Origin of the sequence: Micromonospora sp. CA-248260 (genome assembly GCF_050942205.1) — a bacterium.
Classification (GTDB): Bacteria; Actinomycetota; Actinomycetes; order Mycobacteriales; family Micromonosporaceae; genus Micromonospora; species Micromonospora antibiotica.
Map to the genome: position 1 here is coordinate 6,404,331 of NZ_CP192021.1, position 15,031 is coordinate 6,419,361.

Here is a 15,031-nt window from a genome sequence, read left to right on the forward strand (position 1 = left end):
CCGGTCAACGCCCCGGAGCCGGTGCCCGGCCTCAGCCCCGGTGTCCCTTGCCGGGACCGCCACCCGGGCCGCCGCCACCTGCGCCCTTGCCTCCCTTCCCCGTCACTTTCCCGCTTTTCCCTTGGCCGCACCCGCCCCCTTGCCCGGCCCCTTGCCGGGCTTCTCGGCCTTCGTTGTGGGTTTCGCCGGGCCGGCCGCGCCGGACCCACCCTTGCCGGACGTCTTCGCCGGCTTCTTCGCCGCCGGCTTCTTCACCGTCGGCGGCTTCACCACGGGTGCGCTGCCGGCCACCCCGGAGACCCGCACCCCGCAGCTCGAATCGCCGAGGGAGAACTCCAACGGCAACGGGTTGCCGCCGGTGTACCGGCCGGTCAGGGCGAGCTTCTCCGACGCGCCCGGGGCCAGCGCGGCACGGCCGGCCGCCGCGGTGACCCGGACCAGACGCCCCTCCTGACGCACCTGGGGCGTGGGCCCGGTGACGACCTGCTGGCCGGGGAAGGCGAAGCTCACCGTCCAGTCCCGCAGTTCCCGGGGACCGGTGTTGGTCAGCGTGAGCTGGGCGGCGAAGTCCTTGCCGGAGTCGGTGCGCAGCGCGTACTCGACCTCGCAGGGGATGGTCTCGGGCAACCCCATCCGGGCCTCGGTGGGCGGGTCGACGCCGCCGCTGGCCGGGCTGCGCGAGGTCACCCCCCAGATCGCCGCGGTGACGGCGACGAGGCTCGCGGCGGCCACCCCGGCCTCGATCCGGCGGCGGCGGGTGGCGGCGCGGCGGCTCCGGGTCCGTCCCGAGAAGGGCAACGCGTCGGTGTCGGCCGACCAGGGCAGGATCGTGGTGCCGGCGTTGGCGAGCAACGCCGGGTCGAGCCGCCCGGGGGCCGGGGACACCGGCACGGCCGCGACCATCCCGGCCGCCGAGGCGAGGGTACGCGCCACCTCCGAGGTCGCCGGCCGGTCCTCCGGGCGTTTGGCCAGGCAGCGGCCGACCAGCTCGACCACCTCGTCGGGGAGCCCACGTACCGGGGGCATCGGCTCCGGGTCGTGGTACATGTGCGCCCGCAGCATCTGGGTGGTGGTGCTGGCCTGCCAGGGCAGCCTTCCGGTGAGCATCCGGTAGAGCAGCAGCCCGACGGCGTACACGTCGGTGGCCGGGGAGACCTGGCCGTTGTCGAGGCGCTCCGGGGCGAGGTAGGCGGGGGTGCCGAGCAGGGTGCCGTCCGGCCCTTTCTCGCTCTCGCCGACCAACGCCGAGATGCCGAAGTCGACCACCTTCACCCCGGTCGCGGTCAACATGACGTTGCCGGGGGTGACGTCGCGGTGCACCACCCCCCGGGCGTGCGCGGTGGCCAGTGCCGAGGTCACCTCGGCCCCGATGGTCACCGCCTCCCGCCAGGGCAGCTGCCCGTCGCGGCCGAGCCGCGCGGTGAGCGGACCGCCGTCCACCAGCTCCATCACCACGTACGGCACGGTCAGCCCGACCTGCTCGGACTCGCCGTAGTCGTACACGTTGGTGATGTTGGGGTGGCAGAGCCGCGCGGCGGCCTGCGCCTCGATCCTGATCCGGTGCCGGAAGGCCCGGTCGGTGGCCAGCCGGGAGGCGAGCACCTTCACCGCGACCTGCCGGCCCAGCACCTGGTCGTAGCCGCGCCACACCACGGACATGCCGCCCGCGCCGAGCTGCTCGATCAGCCGGTACCGCTCACCGAGGAGCTGGGCTGCGTTCCGGACTCCTGCACCCATGGTCGACCGAGTTGCCCGGGACGGCCCGACCTACACCTCGGTGGTCGTAATCGGTCAGGAAAGTCACCCGATCAGGCGGTCGCGAGCAGTTGGTCCACCGGGGCGTAGTCGTCGGTCAACACCAGTGCCCCGTCGACGAACCGGGTCACCTCGCTGCCGGCGACCATGTCGGGGATCTTCGCCACGGTGCCCAGCCGGGTCCGCAGCGCGTCCAGCGGCAGCGGCGCGTCCGAGGCGACGATGAGGAAGTTGCTGCCCTGCCGCCCGGCGATCGCCTCCGGTGGCGCGACCAGCGCCACATGCTCGAACTCGGCGGCCACCGTGGCCAGCTCCGAGCGGATGAACCGGCCCGGCGGGTAGTCGATGACGTTCTGCACGTAGACCCCGCCGGGGCGCAGCACCCGGTCGACCTCCGCCGCCATCTCCCGGGTGGCCAGGTGCCACGGCACCACCAGGTGCCCGAAGGCGTCCCCGACGACCAGGTCCCGGCTGTCCGCCGGCTCCCCACCGACCAGCATCCGGGCGTCGCCCACCGCCGCCCGCAGCCCCGGCCCGGTGCGGACGCCCAACTCCCGCCGGTCCAGCTCGACCAGTTCGCCGTCGATCTCGAAGACCACGTTGTCGGTGCCCGGCCGGGTGGCGCTCAGGTAGCGGGGCATGGTGAACCCGCCCCCGCCCAGGTGCAGCGCGTCCAGCCGCTGCCCCTTCGGGGCGGCCACGTCGGCGACCGCGCCGATCCACTGGGTGTACTCGTACTCCAGGTGGGTCGGGTCGTCCAGGTCGACGTACGAGTGCTGGGCCGAGTTGAGGTAGAGGGTGCGCCCACCGTCGCGGGCCGGATCACGCTCCACCCGGGCGCAGTGGTATGCGGTCTCCACGTCGCACGGGTTCGGTGCGACCGCGCTCAGCCCCGCCGCGACCAACCCGAGCACCGCCAGGGTGGCCTTCAGCCGGGCCGGACCGGGCAACCCCGCCGCCTCCTGCCGGCGCAGGTAGACCCCGAGCGCCAGCCCGACCACCCCGAGCGCCGCCGCCAGCCCGATCAGGATGACGGTGCTGGGCAGCGCCGCCACCAGTACGAACCCGGTGAACAGGGTGGCGGTGATGCCGCCGAGGGTGCCGATGCCGGACAGCCGCCCGACGACCTGACCGGTGCGCCGCAGGTCGGCCAGTTGCAGCTTCACCACCAGCGGGGTGACCGCCGACAGCAGCGCCGCCGGCACGAACACGGCCAACGCGGTGAGCAGCAGGATGCCGCTGACCGCACCGCCGCGCAGCAGTTCACCGGCGTACCGGACCACGGGCAGGGTGACGGCGGCGGCGATGCCGGCCAGGATCAGCGCCGGGGCGAGCAGCCCGCGCGGGTCCCGCCGGTCGGCCAGCCAGCCGCCCGTCCACGCCCCGTACGCGATGGCGGCCAACGCGATGCCGATCACCGAGCTGGTCACCTGGAGGGTCACCCCGACGTACGGGCCGACGAGGCGCAACGAGACCGTCTCCAACACCAGCACCGCACCACTGGAGAAGAAGACCAGGAACGCGGCGAGCCCGTTGGGCAGGGCGCGGGAGGGAACCGGCGCGGGAGGCGTCGGAGCGGTCACGACGTCGGACGATGAGCTGCTCACCGTCGCGATGCTACGTCCCGTTCCTGGGCCGGACGGTCAGTACATCGAAAGATGAACATGGTTTGTGTGGTCGGCGGCCGGGCTGCCCGACCCGCTGTACGCCCGCCAACCCGTGTTCGGCATCCAGATCTGCCGGTACCAGATCACGTAGAGCACGCCGAGCCGGTTGGCGTTGTTCTTGAAGTAGTTGGCCAGGCTGTCGCCGTACGCCTTGTCCCCGCCGGTGGCCGTCTCGTCCTTGAAGCCACTGGTGGCGGCCGAGAAGTCGCAGGCCCGGCCCTTCGGGTGCTCGCCGCCCCCGCCACTGCGGTGGCAGGACACGAACCGCTTGTAGCCGGCGGCCTTGGCCTGCTGCATGGCGTGCAGGGTGCGCGGGGTGATGCAACCGGAGGTGGTCGGGTCGTTCACCGAACACGACTCGCCCGGCCACGACCCGTCGGAGTTGCGCGGGGCCGGCGCGGCCGAACTCGACCCGCCGCTGAAGCCGGCGCTGCTGCCCGAGCTGACGGTGGCCAGGGCGCGCTCGGCGTCCCGCTTCTTCTTCGCCAGCGTGGCGAGCTGCTTCTGCTGCTCGCGGACCTCGGCGTTGATGTCGAGGGTGGCCTGGGCGGCTGCGTGCCGGGCCTCGGCGAGCGCGCGGAGCTGCTTGCCGTCCCGCTGGGCCATCATGTCCAGGTCGGCGGCCCGCTTGAGGAACGCCTCCGGGCTTGCCGTGTTGAGCAGCATCGACGTCGGCGTCAACCGGCCCACCCGGTAGGACTGCGCGGCCACCTCGCCCACCTGGGCGGTCAGCTCACCCAACCGGCCCTCGATCACCTTCAGCTCGGCGGCCAGCGCGGTCTGCCGCCGCTTGGAGCTGTCCAGCTTGGCCTTGGCCTCGATGTGCCCCTTCGCCGCCGCCGTCAGCGCATCCTTGAGCTGCTTGGTGCCACCCTCACCGGGCTCCGCCGAGGCGGGCACCGCGCCGACACCGAGCAGCAGCGCCAGTGCGGCGAGCAGCACGGTCAACGGCCGACGCACGCGTGGCCGGGTCAGGCTGGTCCTGGGCACGGAGGTTGTCCTTCCCTCTGCCGCCGACGCCCGCCACAGGGCCGGTACGGCGGCGGTCCCGCCGGCCCCGGTTGGCGGCCTGGGGGCGGAGACCGCCGGTCACACTACCGCAATCACGCCCGGTGACCAGGCCCGTGACGACACCGGACAGCAACGCTCGACACGGCGTGCCGAGCCCGTCGCCGAGAGTCCATCTCGTCGATCCCTCAGCCGCCCCCGGGGGCGGCCCACCGCCCGGCTCGACCGACCCCGCCACACCGGCCGGGCGGCCCGTCCGTCCCACGCCCGGCGACCCGCACGCCGGCCGGCCGGTCCACCGACCGGCACCCACGAACGTGCAGGCGGCGGGCGGTCAGTCGCCGAGCAGCGCGGCGCGGACCTCGTGCCAGGTCTGCTCGTCGGAGGCGACCAGCAGCCCGTGCCCGTCGTCGGCCGGGTGGTAGTCGGTGCCGTCGAACCGGCGGGCCACCCCACCCGCCTCGCGGACCAGCAACGCACCGGGCACATGGTCCCAGGGCAGGGTCCGCCAGAACATGACGAACTGCTGGTCACCGGTGAGCAGGTCGAGGTACTCCCGGCCGGCGCAGTGCTGGCCCGCGAGCAGCTCCCCGATCCGGCCCTCGCCCGCCGCCACCCGGTCCCGGGTGGCCCGGGGCAGGTACTGGACCATCGCGGTGCCCCGCAGCCGCTCCGGCGGCACGACCGGGGTCTTGCGTACCGGCCGGCCGTCCAACCGGGTCCCCGCCCCGGCCCGGGCCACGGCCATCGTCTCCGCCAGCGGGTCGAACACCCACGAGGCGACCGGCTCACCGTCGGTGAGCAGGGCCACCATCAGCGCGAACGGCCGACGGCCGGCGGCGAAGTTGCCCGTACCGTCGACCGGATCGACCACCCACACGTCGCCGCCGCCGCGCAGGTGCCGCAGCAACGACCCGTCCGCGGCCACCGCCTCCTCGCCGACGACCAGCGACCCCGGCAGCAGTCGGCGCAACTCCGCCGAGATCCGCTCCTCGGCCCGCTGGTCGGCGACGGTGACCAGGTCACCCGGTGCCTTCTCGGTGACGTCGGCGTCGTCCAGCTTGCGGAACAGCGGCAACACCACGTCCGCCGCGGTCTCCCGCAGCAGCGTGCCGACGTCGGCGAGCAGTTGGTCAGCCACGAGGCGGCAGCTTCACCACGCTGACGAAGAACTCGTCGATCTGACGGACCACCGAGATGAAACGTTCGAAGTCCACCGGCTTGGTCACGTAGGCGTTGGCGTGCAACTGGTAGCTGCGCAGGATGTCCTCGTCGGCCTGGGAGGTGGTGAGCACCACCACCGGGATGCGGCGCAGTTGCTCGTCGTTCTTGATCTCCTCCAGCACCTCCCGGCCGTCGCGGCGCGGCAGGTTCAGGTCGAGCAGGATCAGGTCCGGGGTCACCGCGTCCGCGTACCGGCCCTCGCGCCGCAGGTAGGCCAGCGCCTCGGCGCCGTCGGAGACGACGGTCAGCCGGTTGCGGAGCTTGTGCTCCTCGAATGCCTCCTGGGTCATCAGCACGTCACCCGGATCGTCCTCGACCAGCAGGACCTCGATCGGGCTCTTGCCGTCCGCCGGCGCGGTCATCCCACCCCCTCCTTCGTGCCACCCGTGGTGCCGTGCCCCGGCGGCCCGCCGGGTGGGTCCTCGTCCTGCGTGCCGCCCGACTGTCGGCCGACCGGGATCGGCCGGTCCGCCGGCGCGGGCGTCCCCCCGGCCGGGCGGGACGCGGCGTCGTCGTCGGACGTCGTCGCCGCGCCGTCCCCGTCGGGCGCTGCCGTGGCGTCACCGTCGGATCCTGCCGGGGCGTCTCCCTCGGGCGTCACCGTGGCGTCCCCGTCGGGCCCTGCCGGGGCGTCCGCACCGGTTGCCGCCGCTGGGCCCGCCTCGGCGGCGGCCTTCGCCGCCTCGACGTCCTCCGGCCGGGCCGGGAGGGTGAACCGGATCGCGGTCCCCTCGGCCCGGTCGGTGTCCACCCAGACCCGACCGCCGTGATATTCGACGATCTTCTTGACGATGGCCAGGCCGATGCCGGTGCCCGGGTAGGCGTCCTTGGCGTGCAACCGCTGAAAGATCACGAAAATCTTGTCGGCGAACTCGGGCTCGATGCCGATGCCGTTGTCCTCGCAGGTGATCTCCCATTCGGCGTCGACCAACCGGGCCGAGACCCGCACCTTCGGCGTGACGTCCGGGCGGCGGAACTTCACCGAGTTGCTGACCAGGTTGACCAGCAGGTTGGTGAGCAGCGGCTCCTCGCCCCGGATCACCGGCAGCTCGCCCCAGGTCAGCTCGGCGTCGGCGTACTGCCGGCCCGGCTCGGTCTGGCTGGCCACGTCGCCCATCGTCCGGTTGAGGTCGACGTCGACGAAACCGGTGGTGAGCCGGCCGATCCGGGAGAACGCCAACAGGTCGTTGATCAGGCGCTGCATCCGCTGCGCGCCGTCGACGGCGAACGCGATGTACTGGTCGGCCCGCTCGTCGAGCTGCCCCGCGTACCGCCGCTGGAGCAGCTGGCAGAAGCTGGCCACCTTGCGCAACGGCTCCTGCAGGTCGTGCGAGGCGACGTAGGCGAACTGCTCCAGGTCACGGTTGGAGCGGGTCAGCTCCTCGGCCTGCTTCTGCAACTGGCTGTTGACCCACTCGATGTTCTCCCGGGCGGCCCGCACCTCCGCCAGGTCCTTCGCGATCTTCTGCCGCATCACGTCCACGTCGTCGGCGAGCCGACGGAACTCCGGCGGCCCCGTCCCGGCGATGTGGTGCTGGTAGTCACCGGCGGCGACCTCCCGCACCTGCTGGGCCAGGCCGGTCAGCGGCCGGATCACCATCCGCTCCAGGGAGAGCAGCATCAGGGTGCCGGCGAGCACCACCACCACCGCCGCGACGATCAGCAGCATCACCAGCATGTTGCCGGTCCGCTCGATGTCCCGAGCACCCTTCTCCCGCTCGGCCAGGATCGCCGTCTGGAGGTCACCCACCGACGCCCGGATCTGGTCGAACTCCTGCCGGGCCTGGGCGGTGATCAACGCCTGGCCGGCGGCCGTGCCGCTGCTCCCGGTGGTCGCGATCACCGGCTCGGCCACCGTCCGCCGCCAGTCCGCCGCCTGCTGCTGCGCGGTGCGCAGCGCACCGGCGACCGCCGGGTAGTCACGGCTCAGGTCGGCGATCGTGGCGGCTACGTCGCGCTCCTGCCGCACCCCCTGCTCGTACGGGGCCAGGTCGGCACGGTTGCCGCTGACCGCGTACCCCCGGATGCCGGTCTCCTGGTCGAGCAGTGCGTTGAGCAGCTCCTGCCCCTGCACCCGAAGCGGGCCGGTGCGGGTGAGCACGGCGTCGGTGTAGGCGCGGTTCTTCGCCGCCACCACCGCCTCGGCCACGGCCAGCCCGACCAGCAGCACGCCGACCACGGCCAGCAACGCCAGCACCCGACGACGCAGGGTCCACCCCCGGTGGTACGTGTTCACCGGCCACCGCCCCGGCTGACCAGCAGCATGGCGACGTCGTCGGCGAGCGGCCCCCCGTTGATCTGCTCGGCCCGCCCGACCAGCCAGGCGGGCAGCTCGGACAGCGGCACGGCGTGGTTGGCGCGCTCCTGGAGCAGACCGGTCAGCCCGTCGACGTCCAACCGGTCGTCGCCGTCACCCACCCGCCCCTCGATCAGGCCGTCGGTGTACATCAACAGGGACCAGTCATCGGTGTCGAACTCCAGGTCGAACGCGACGGGACGGCGGGGTCGTACGCCGAGCAGCAGGCCCCCACGGGCCGGGACGGGCGCGACCTTGCCGCCGGACAGCAGCAGCGGCGGCGGGTGACCGGCCAGCCGGACGGTGGCCCGGTTGGCGGCCAGGTCGAGTCGGACGGTGGCGACGGTGGCGAAGATCTCCTGGAGCCGGCGCTCGCTCATCAGCACCTGTTCCAGGGCGGGCAGCACCTCGTCGTCGGGCACCCGGGCCAGGATCAACGCCCGCCAGGCGACCCGCAGTTCGACGCCGAGCGCGGCCTCGTCCACCCCGTGTCCGCAGACGTCGCCGACGATCAGGTCGACCCGGTCCGGCTGGGTCTGCACCACGTCGAAGAAGTCCCCGCCGATCAGCGCCGCGTGCCGGCCCGGCCGGTAGAAGGTGTGCACCGCCACCTCGTCGGTGGTCATCAGCGGCTGGGGCAGCAGGCCCCGTTCCAGGCGGGCCGACTCGGCCTGGCGCAGCTCGACCTCGCGCAGCCGGCGGGCGTTCTCGTCGGCCCGTTTGCGTTCCACCGCGTAGCGCAGGGCACGGGTCAGCAGCACCCCGTCGACCTGCCCCTTGACCAGGTAGTCCTGGGCGCCCTCGGCGACCGCGACGATGCCGAGGTGCTCGTCGGAGCGGCCGGTCAGCACGCAGACCGCCGCGCCGCTGGACATCTCCAGCACCCGGCGCAGCCCGTCGAGGCCCTGCGCGTCGGGCAGCCCGAGGTCGAGCAGGACGCAGTCGACGCCGGCGATGCGCCGCCGGGCCTCGCTGAGGCTGGTGGCGACCAGCAGGTCGATCATCGAGTTGGTCTCGGCGAGCAGCTCGCCGACCAGGAAGGCGTCGCCCTCGTCGTCCTCGACCAGCAGCACCCGCAGCCGTTCACCCGGCGGCAGGTTGGGGTGGGGCCCGAGCCCGCCGTGCGGGTACGGCGCGACGGAGGACCCGGCCAGGCCAGGCCCCCGGTGCGACCGGGTCACCGCCGCGAGACGCGGGAGTTCGCTGGTGATGTCGGGCTCCTTCCGAGTGCCCTGCTGATCCTGTATTAGACAACGGTCGCACACAACACGGTCCGTCCGGTCCGGGCGTACCCAGGCAGGGTCGTCACCAGGTGAGCGTCCAGTCGACGCGGCGCGTCACGGTTCGGTTCCGGTACGCCCCGGCTGCGCCCCGCCGGGGCAGGATGATCCCCACCCCCGCACCACCCCCCGAGGAGTTCCCGTGGGCGCACCCCCCGTCTCCGCCGCCGACCGGGCGCTGGCCCGGCCCCGGCGTCGTCCGCTCGCCGCCCTGGCCGCCCTGCTGGCGCTGGTCGCGGTGGGTGCCGCGATGCTGGTCACCCTGGCCACCCCGACGCCCCGACCGGCGGACGCCCCGGCCGGCGAGTTCAGCGCCGGGCGGGCCTACCGGACCGTGCAGACGGTGGCGCAACGCCCGCACCCGGCCGGTAGCGCCGCCAACGACCAGGTCCGCGAGCACCTGGTCGGGGCGCTGCGCGGGCTGGGCCTGGAGACCGAGGTGCAGGACACCGTCGCCCCGGAGGCCGGGCAGCTCAGCGGGGCGGCCGGCGGGGCCACCGTCGCCCGGGTCCGCAACGTGGTGGCCCGGCTGCCCGGCACCGCCTCCACCGGCCGGGTCTTCCTGGTGGCGCACTACGACTCGGTGCAGACCGGCCCGGGTGGCAACGACGACGCGGCCGGCACCTCCACCGTGCTGGAGGTGGCCCGCGCGCTGACCGCCGGCCCCCGCCCCCGCAACGACGTCGTGTTCGTGCTGACCGACGCCGAGGAGGCGTGCCTGTGCGGCGCGGCGGCGTTCGCCGCCAGCCACCCGCTCGCCGCCGACGGCGGGGTGGTGCTCAACCTGGAGGCGCGGGGCTCCACCGGGCCGGTGATCATGTTCGAGACGTCCCGGAACAACGCCGAGCTGGTGGCCGCCTTCGGCCGGGGCGCCCCGCACCCGGTGGGCACCTCGTTCGCCGTGGAGATCTACCGGGCGCTGCCCAACGACACCGACTTCACCGCGTTCCTCGACAACGACTTCGTCGGGCTGAACTCGGCCTACATCGACGGGGGCGCGATCTACCACACCCCGCTGGACACCCCGGCGGCGATGGACCGGGGCAGCCTCCAGATGCACGGCGACAACGCGCTCGGGCTGGCCCGGGAGTTCGGCCGCGCCGACCTGACGGCGCTGCGCGCAGGCCACGACGCCAGCTACTTCCCGGTGCCGGGCGGGCTGGTCCGCTACCCCGGCTGGCTGACCTGGCCCTTGGCCGCCCTGGCGGTGCTGGGGGTGCTGGCGTTGGGCTGGCTGGTCCGGCGCACCGGCCGGGCCGGGACCGGTCGCCTGTTCGCCGGGTTCGGGCTGGCGCTGGTGCCGATCGTGGCCGCCCCGGTCGCCGCCCAACTGCTCTGGGCGGGGATCACCGCACTGCGCCCCGGCTACGCCGAGCTGCTCGACCCGTACCGGCCGGTCTGGTACCGGCTGGCGGTGGTGGCGCTCGCCGCCACGATCCTGCTCGCCTGGTACGCGCTGGCCCGCCGCTGGTCCGGCCCGGCCGCGCTGGCCGTCGGCGGGCTGGGCTGGCTGGCCCTGCTCGGGGTGGTGCTGGCCGCGCTGGTGCCCGGCGGGGCGTACCTGGCCACCCTGCCGGCGCTGGCCGGGGCGCTCGCCGGCCTGGTCGCGCTGCGCACCCGGATCGACGGCCCGTGGCCGGTGGTCGCGGTGACCCTGGCCGGGGCGGTCGCCGTGGTGATCCTGCTGCCCACGGTGGTGCTGCTCTTCCCCGCGCTGGGGATGGCGATGGGCGGGGTCGCGGCCCTGTTCGCGGTGCTGCTGGGGCTGGCCGCGCTGCCGGTGCTCGACCTGCTGCACCCGGCAGCCGGCGGCCAGCGGGGCATGGTCGCCGCCCGCGCCCGCCGGCTCGGCGCACTGCCGGCCGTCGCCGCCGCGCTCGCCGCCACGGTGTTCGCCGGGGTCGGCCTGGCGGTCGACCGTTTCGACGCCGACCACCCGGTCCCCACCCACCTGATGTACGCCCTGGACGCCGACACCAACGAGGCACAGTGGCTCACCCGGGAGGTGGACCCCCAGCCGTGGACCGACGGGTATGTCGACGGCCCTGCCGCCGTCGACGGCTTCCCCGGCCTGGGCGATCCGGACCTGCGCGGCGGCCCGGCACCGGTGGCGAACCTGCCCGCGCCGACGGTGCAGGTGCTGGCGGACACCACCGCCGGTGGACTGCGCACCCTGCGTCTGCGGCTGCTCCCCCAACGGACGGTGAGGCTGGCCACCCTGCACGTCGACGCGACCACCGCCGAGGTGACCCGGGCCGAGGTGGCCGGGCGTGAGGTGCCGGTCGAGCGGCAGTCGGGCGTCGAGGAGGCTTCGCTCGACCGGTGGGGCTTCGGGATCGTGTTCCACGCCCCGCCAGCGGAGGGCGTCGAGATCACCCTGACCGTGCGGCCCCGGGCAGCCAAGGTGGCGCTGCGGGCGATGGACGCGAGCGACGGGCTGGAGGGTCTGCCGGGGTTCCGGAAGCGGCCGGCGGGGGTGGGGGTGGTCGGGTCGCACACCTCGGAGATGCTTGCGGTCGCCCGCACCTACCCGTTCTGACGTCGCGCCTGAAGCGTTGGCCGATAGCACTGCCGGTAGTACCATCGAGCGCGTGTCTTCGGTAAGTCGAATCATGGAAGCGATGCGAACCAACCCTCAGGGCGTCGCCTACAACGACCTGAAGCGGGTGTGCGAGCACTACTTCGGGAAGCCTCGGCAGGACGGCACCTCGCACGCGGTGTTCAAGATGCCGTGGGCCGGAGACCCACGCGTGAACATTCAGAACGACAAGGCGTACCAGGTACGGCAGGTTCTCAAGGCGATCGAGAAGAAGGAGGCCTTGTGATGCAGGATGTTCGCCCCGAGGTGAGTCACTACTCCTATCGCGTCACGTGGTCGGCCCAGGACAGCGAGTTCGTCGCCACCTGCGCCGAGTTTCCCTCGCTGTCCTGGCTGGCCCCCTCTCAGATCGAAGCCCTGCAAGGGCTTCAGGACCTGCTGAGCGAGGTGGTCGCGGACCTGGAGCAGCAGGGCGAGGAAGTACCGAAGCCGTTTGCCGATCGGAGCTACTCGGGCAAGTTCAACGTGCGCGTCGGCGAAAGCCTTCACCGCGAGTTGGCCATCCATGCCGCAGAAGACGGGATGAGCCTCAACCAGTACGTCGTACGGAAGCTGTCGGCTGCCTGAACAGGGCGGGATGGCCCGGATAACCGGTCGCCCGGACCGGCGGGGCGGACTACGGTCCGCAGGATGCGGCTGGAGAAGGTCACCCCGGAGAACTACGAGGCGGCGCTCAATCTGTCAGTGCGCCCCGATCAGGAGGATCTGGTCGGGCCGGTGGTCAAGTCACTGGCCGAGGCATACGTCTTCCCGGACATCGCCTGGCCGAGGCTGATCTTCGACGGCGACCGGCTGGTCGGCTTCCTGATGGCCTTCCTCGACTACGCGTGGGGCGACAACCCCGATGACGTCCGGTCCGGCCTCTGGAAACTCAACATCGCGGCCGACGCCCAGGGCAAGGGTTACGGGCGGTTCGCCGTCGAGGCGGTGTGCGCGGAGATCCGCGCCCGGGGCGGCAACCGGGCGTACGTCACCTGGGTGCCCCGCGAGGGCGGGGCGGAGGGCTTCTATCTGAAGCTGGGCTTCCGGCCGACCGGCGAGCAGAGCGAAGGGGAGACGGTCGCCGTCCTGGATTTCTGACAGTGCTGATGTGGGAACGGGCCACCCAGCCGGCCCGCGTCAATCTCTGACGGATCCTGGCCGACACCGCCTCAGCTGGTTGTCCGGCTGCGGGATTCTTCAGCGCTAACATGACCCTCATGACCGCCGCACACGCGTTCGAGTATGAGGTTCCGCCTCATGCCGGTCCGCCGCCTGAAGCTGTCGAGGCGGCTGAGGAAGGCAACGTCGTCTACCTGACTCGCCAGGGGCAGCGGGTGGCGGCGATGGGACCACCGACGTCGCTCGATCCGCAGGGTCTGGAGAAGATCAGGCAGTCGCTGGAAGCGATAGCCAGAAACCCGAACCGGACGGACGCTTCCCGCGCCTTGGCTCGTGAGCAGCTGACGCGGCTTGACGAGATCATGGAACAGGTGATCAACGAGGAGGACGCCCAGGCGTGCGACGACGCACTGGCGTCGATGCGTGCTGGTGAGTCGACGCAGCCGTGGAGCGCGGTCAAGCGGGAGCTGGACCTGTGACATGGAAGGTTGAGCTCACCAACGCTGCGGCGCGCGAACTGGCCAAGCTTGATCGCTCCACCCAGGTCCGCATCGGTAACGCGATCGATCAGCTGGCAGTCGACCCTCGGCCTGCTGGCTGCGTGAAGCTGTCCGGTGGGGATACCAAGTGGCGAATCCGGGTGGGTGATTTCCGGATCGTCTACCTGATCCTGGACGACCAGGTCCTGATCGCAGTCGTGCGAATCGCTCACCGCAGAGAGGTGTACCGGTCCTTTTAGGGAACGTCACTTCCAGCGGAAGTGGACGAAGAGGCGGCCGAAGTTCTTGGAGTCCTTCTCGACCCGGTGATAGAGCTGCTTGACGTCCTTCTGATCGAGGAAGCGCAGCACCTTCTTCTTGAGCTGGCCGGACCCCTTACCGGGGATGATCTCGACCAGGGTGGCCTTCTTCGCCACCGCCTCGTCCATGATCCCGCGCAGGGCACGGTCGATGTCGTGGCCCTTGTTGAAGATGTCGTGCAGGTCCAGCTTGAGCTTCATCCCGCCTCCCCCACCTGCGCAGCCGCCATGGCAGGCCCATCGTAGGCCGACAGGCGTCGGGGCGAGGCTCAGGCTTCGTCGGGCAGGTTCGGCCGGTGCTCGCGGATCCAGGCCTCGATGTCCTCGGTACGCCAGATCCGACCGGTGGCGAGCGACTCATAGGGCTTCGGCCAGTCGGGGCGCTTCATCAACTGCTCGACGCGTTGCCTGCTCACGCCCAGCCTCATCCGGATCTCGTACGCGCCCATGAGATTCCGGCCCATGAACGGGAGGCTAGACACGTCCCCACTGGGCGAGGCCCTAGTTGGGCGACACCCTACTAGGGCCTTGACTAGGGGGTAGCGTAGCGGCCACTCTGAGACGGTGAAACCGCTGAACGTTTCCCGGGTGCATGCCCGCCCCGGCGGGGCCGTGCGGCCACACGTACCGATGCGGCCGCTCTGGTTGTGCCGGGTGTGCGCCGCTCCCTGGCCGTGTCAGCCCGCCCGCCTGATGCTGACCATGGACTACCGGGGGGACCGCGTCGGGCTGTCCGTCTACATGGCCGGGCGGCTGTACGACGCCACCGGCGACCTGGTCACCCTCAACCCGAACGCCGTCCCGGCCCCGGCGGAGCTGTTCGACAGGTTCCTGGCCTGGACCAGACGCGGACCCGGGCCGGGAGAAGGGTAGGAACCCGCCCCCGGCCCGGCGTGATCAGGACTCAGCGACCGTTGCCGACCCGGCTCTCCACCCGGCGCAGCGCGGTCACGTAGTCGTCGTTGGTCGAGTGCATGGCCGCCGCGATGCGCAGGTGCCGCAACGCGTCCGGGTAGCGGTTGAGCCGCTCCAGCGTCCGGCCCAGCACGTGGTGGGCGTAGTGGTCGCTGGGGTCCCGGTCGACCAGCTCCCGCAACTGCTCCTCGGCGCGGCCGAGCTGGGCGGTCTGGAAGTACGCCCGGGCCAGCAGCTGACGTACGGAGGAGTTGCCGGGCTCGGCCGCCACGATCGGCTCCAGCAGCCGGACCGCTCCGCTCGGGTCACCCATCTCGAAGTACATGGTCGCCCGTCGGTACTCCGCCAGAAGATCCATCCCGACCCACCCCCTCGCGTCACGTCGCC

At 72.4% G+C, this 15,031-nt stretch carries 17 protein-coding genes; 7 read left to right on the plus strand and 10 right to left on the minus strand.

The annotated features are described in order from the left end of the window. Positions 1–102: 102 nt before the first annotated feature. From ACQP2H_RS27795 to ACQP2H_RS27825, 7 genes are all read right to left on the minus strand, one after another. Entirely contained in the window at positions 103–1,737 is a 1,635-nt protein-coding gene (locus ACQP2H_RS27795) for a protein kinase domain-containing protein (RefSeq protein ID WP_433229435.1), read from the minus strand. Between the two features lie 71 nt (positions 1,738–1,808). Then, a complete protein-coding gene (locus tag ACQP2H_RS27800) occupies positions 1,809–3,362 on the minus strand; it encodes a fused MFS/spermidine synthase (RefSeq protein ID WP_433229437.1) in 1,554 nt (517 codons plus the stop codon). 36 nt (positions 3,363–3,398) lie between these two features. Further along, entirely contained in the window at positions 3,399–4,412 is a 1,014-nt protein-coding gene (locus tag ACQP2H_RS27805) for a coiled-coil domain-containing protein (RefSeq protein ID WP_363819181.1), read from the minus strand. A gap of 352 nt (positions 4,413–4,764) precedes the next feature. Further along, entirely contained in the window at positions 4,765–5,571 is an 807-nt protein-coding gene (locus ACQP2H_RS27810) for an inositol monophosphatase family protein (protein ID WP_219464833.1), read from the minus strand. After that, positions 5,564–6,016: a response regulator gene (locus tag ACQP2H_RS27815; RefSeq protein WP_067310481.1), complete on the minus strand. Its 453-nt coding sequence runs from the start codon at positions 6,014–6,016 to the stop codon at positions 5,564–5,566. Before ACQP2H_RS27815 ends, ACQP2H_RS27810 begins: the two co-directional genes overlap by 8 nt. Then, positions 6,013–7,890 (minus strand): sensor histidine kinase, encoded by a 1,878-nt coding sequence (locus ACQP2H_RS27820; RefSeq protein WP_433229439.1) that lies wholly within the window; start codon positions 7,888–7,890, stop codon positions 6,013–6,015. Before ACQP2H_RS27820 ends, ACQP2H_RS27815 begins: the two co-directional genes overlap by 4 nt. After that, entirely contained in the window at positions 7,887–9,131 is a 1,245-nt protein-coding gene (locus ACQP2H_RS27825; RefSeq protein WP_219464835.1) for a PP2C family protein-serine/threonine phosphatase, read from the minus strand. The genes ACQP2H_RS27820 and ACQP2H_RS27825 overlap by 4 nt, the downstream gene beginning before the upstream one ends. 241 nt (positions 9,132–9,372) lie before the next feature. On the opposite strand from ACQP2H_RS27825, the gene ACQP2H_RS27830 reads away from it, so the two are divergent. From ACQP2H_RS27830 to ACQP2H_RS27855, 6 genes are all read left to right on the plus strand, one after another. Next, positions 9,373–11,769, plus strand: a complete 2,397-nt coding sequence (locus ACQP2H_RS27830) for a M28 family peptidase (protein ID WP_433229441.1) — start codon at positions 9,373–9,375, stop codon at positions 11,767–11,769. Positions 11,770–11,821: 52 nt separating this feature from the next. Continuing rightward, the gene (locus tag ACQP2H_RS27835) at positions 11,822–12,055 is read left to right on the plus strand and encodes a toxin HicA (protein WP_363819191.1); all 234 of its coding nucleotides are present in this window, start codon (positions 11,822–11,824) and stop codon (positions 12,053–12,055) included. After that, positions 12,055–12,396, plus strand: a complete 342-nt coding sequence (locus tag ACQP2H_RS27840; protein ID WP_363819231.1) for a type II toxin-antitoxin system HicB family antitoxin — start codon at positions 12,055–12,057, stop codon at positions 12,394–12,396. Before ACQP2H_RS27835 ends, ACQP2H_RS27840 begins: the two co-directional genes overlap by 1 nt. A gap of 63 nt (positions 12,397–12,459) precedes the next feature. Further along, positions 12,460–12,909 carry a GNAT family N-acetyltransferase gene (locus ACQP2H_RS27845; RefSeq protein WP_433229443.1) on the plus strand — a complete coding sequence of 150 codons (450 nt, stop codon included), beginning with the start codon at positions 12,460–12,462 and terminating at the stop codon, positions 12,907–12,909. 119 nt (positions 12,910–13,028) lie between these two features. Next, positions 13,029–13,409: a hypothetical protein gene (locus tag ACQP2H_RS27850; protein ID WP_219464840.1), complete on the plus strand. Its 381-nt coding sequence runs from the start codon at positions 13,029–13,031 to the stop codon at positions 13,407–13,409. Then, positions 13,406–13,669 carry a type II toxin-antitoxin system RelE family toxin gene (locus tag ACQP2H_RS27855; RefSeq protein WP_219464841.1) on the plus strand — a complete coding sequence of 88 codons (264 nt, stop codon included), beginning with the start codon at positions 13,406–13,408 and terminating at the stop codon, positions 13,667–13,669. Before ACQP2H_RS27850 ends, ACQP2H_RS27855 begins: the two co-directional genes overlap by 4 nt. Positions 13,670–13,675: 6 nt before the next feature. On the opposite strand, the gene ACQP2H_RS27860 is transcribed toward ACQP2H_RS27855, so the two are convergent. Continuing rightward, the gene (locus tag ACQP2H_RS27860; RefSeq protein ID WP_067315484.1) at positions 13,676–13,930 is read right to left on the minus strand and encodes a Smr/MutS family protein; all 255 of its coding nucleotides are present in this window, start codon (positions 13,928–13,930) and stop codon (positions 13,676–13,678) included. Positions 13,931–13,998: 68 nt separating this feature from the next. Next, on the minus strand, positions 13,999–14,193 hold the full coding sequence (locus tag ACQP2H_RS27865) for a helix-turn-helix transcriptional regulator (RefSeq protein ID WP_205789268.1): 195 nt from the start codon (positions 14,191–14,193) through the stop codon (positions 13,999–14,001). A gap of 229 nt (positions 14,194–14,422) precedes the next feature. On the opposite strand from ACQP2H_RS27865, the gene ACQP2H_RS27870 reads away from it, so the two are divergent. Further along, complete coding sequence (locus tag ACQP2H_RS27870) at positions 14,423–14,602, plus strand: hypothetical protein (protein ID WP_433229446.1); 180 nt, start codon at positions 14,423–14,425, stop codon at positions 14,600–14,602. A gap of 31 nt (positions 14,603–14,633) precedes the next feature. On the opposite strand, the gene ACQP2H_RS27875 is transcribed toward ACQP2H_RS27870, so the two are convergent. Next, positions 14,634–15,002 carry a tetratricopeptide repeat protein gene (locus tag ACQP2H_RS27875; protein ID WP_088644718.1) on the minus strand — a complete coding sequence of 123 codons (369 nt, stop codon included), beginning with the start codon at positions 15,000–15,002 and terminating at the stop codon, positions 14,634–14,636. Positions 15,003–15,031: the final 29 nt, after the last annotated feature.

Bases quoted from the DNA above. Each gene is read 5' to 3' on its own strand.
- ACQP2H_RS27795 (WP_433229435.1), bottom strand. From the start codon at position 1,737: ATGGGTGCAGGAGTCCGGAACGCAGCCCAGCTCCTCGGTGAGCGGTAC.
- ACQP2H_RS27815 (WP_067310481.1), bottom strand. From the start codon at position 6,016: ATGACCGCGCCGGCGGACGGCAAGAGCCCGATCGAGGTCCTGCTGGTC.
- ACQP2H_RS27840 (WP_363819231.1), top strand. From the start codon at position 12,055: ATGCAGGATGTTCGCCCCGAGGTGAGTCACTACTCCTATCGCGTCACG.
- ACQP2H_RS27845 (WP_433229443.1), top strand. From the start codon at position 12,460: ATGCGGCTGGAGAAGGTCACCCCGGAGAACTACGAGGCGGCGCTCAAT.
- ACQP2H_RS27850 (WP_219464840.1), top strand. From the start codon at position 13,029: ATGACCGCCGCACACGCGTTCGAGTATGAGGTTCCGCCTCATGCCGGT.
- ACQP2H_RS27860 (WP_067315484.1), bottom strand. From the start codon at position 13,930: ATGAAGCTCAAGCTGGACCTGCACGACATCTTCAACAAGGGCCACGAC.
- ACQP2H_RS27865 (WP_205789268.1), bottom strand. From the start codon at position 14,193: ATGGGCCGGAATCTCATGGGCGCGTACGAGATCCGGATGAGGCTGGGC.
- ACQP2H_RS27870 (WP_433229446.1), top strand. From the start codon at position 14,423: ATGCTGACCATGGACTACCGGGGGGACCGCGTCGGGCTGTCCGTCTAC.
- ACQP2H_RS27875 (WP_088644718.1), bottom strand. From the start codon at position 15,002: ATGGATCTTCTGGCGGAGTACCGACGGGCGACCATGTACTTCGAGATG.